This is a genomic window from Moorena sp. SIO4E2 (assembly GCF_010671945.1).
GTDB lineage: Bacteria > Cyanobacteriota > Cyanobacteriia > Cyanobacteriales > Coleofasciculaceae > Moorena > Moorena producens.
The window spans coordinates 1-1,370 of record NZ_JAAHIE010001234.1 but is presented as its reverse complement, the minus strand read 5'-3'; the positions used below and the strand labels follow the sequence as shown (position 1 = coordinate 1,370).

The window sequence follows — 1,370 nt, the reverse complement described above, 5'->3', positions numbered from 1 at the left end:
ACTAAGTCTAAAAGTTTATGACGTACTGGCTCATTTGAAAATCGTAAGGGAGGATTAACCCATCCGTGTTGACCACAAACCAGAGCATTGTCCAAGCTACCACCTTTAATTAAACCGCGATCGCGCAGCTGGTCAATTTGATCAGCCAAGCCAAAGGTGCGAGCTGGTGCGATCGCATCAGCAAAATTGTCCTGTTCTGGAGTCCAACTATACCATTGTTTACCAATAGCTGGTAACGCAAAGTCAATGCCATAGGTAAATCGAGTTTTGGGTGCTGGTAGAGCGGTTACAAAGGCATCTCCGTGATAAACCGAGACTGGCTCGTTTAATACAAAAGGGATAGGTGTTGTTTCTGAGGGAGTTAGGAGGTGACGGGGTGTTAGGGTAGCTCGAACTTGTCCGGGTGTAAAGCTCTCGTATGCTTTTCCCTCGATTCCTCGAACCCCTGCTGCTACTACTCCCACCTCCTGGATAGCTTCCAGCCACACCTTCGCCGAACCATCTAAAAGAGGCACTTCTGGACCATCAATCTCAATCTGAGCATTATCCACACCACTACCAGCCAGTGCAGCTAAAAGGTGTTCCACCGTACGAACGGTAGCGTTTCCATACTGGGCTGATGTCGAGAGTTCCGTAGATAGTGTGGTATCTGAAACTGCATCTATGTTTGCTGGAATAACCGGTTTACCTGGTAGGTCAACCCGCACAAAATATCGTCCTTCTCCAGCAGCAGCTGGTAGTACCCTTACTTTGGTTGAAATACCGCTGTGCAGTCCAACACCAGAGCGTTCAAACATACCAGCCAAGGTGTAATATACTGAAGACATTTTTTTTGGTAACGTTTATATCAATAAAGGCAGTAAAATTGAAAATTGAAAATTGAAATTAACCAATCACAAATCCCAATTAACAATTCACAATTAACCACTAACACTTCACAACTAACAACTAACAATTCACAATTAACAATTAAAACTTCTCTCCAATACCAAAGTGAAGACGACTGTCCCCTTCGGTATTTAAACCAAAGTCTACCCGAATCGGACCAAGTGGTGACTGCACTCTAACCCCAAGACCGTAACCGAGACCAGTACCGGGTAAATCTCTCTGCTCACCAGGTTCACCAGGAACAGCACCAGCAGAACCAAGGTCAGTGCCAGCGTCAACAAATAGAGCGCCCCCTATGACTGAGAAAATGGGGAAGCGATATTCTGCAGTAGCCTGAAGGTAGCTACGTCCTGATGCTAGGTCTCCCTCAGCAAACCCCCGCACGGAGTTACTACCACCAATAATAAAAGCTTCATAGGGAGGTAAATCCCCCAAGATAGTGCCCCCTTGAATGTTAAAGGCAAGAGCCTGAGGTCCTTCGA

The 1,370-nt window shown here is 46.1% G+C and carries 2 protein-coding genes; both read right to left on the bottom strand.

Annotated elements, in window-relative coordinates; all coding sequences use genetic code 11:
* On the bottom strand, positions 1-827 hold an 827-nt coding region (locus F6K37_RS42505), incomplete at its 3' end, for a UDP-3-O-acyl-N-acetylglucosamine deacetylase (RefSeq protein ID WP_287257232.1).
* Positions 828-969: 142 nt separating this feature from the next.
* On the bottom strand, positions 970-1,370 hold a 401-nt coding region (locus F6K37_RS42500; RefSeq protein WP_287257231.1), incomplete at its 5' end, for a BamA/TamA family outer membrane protein.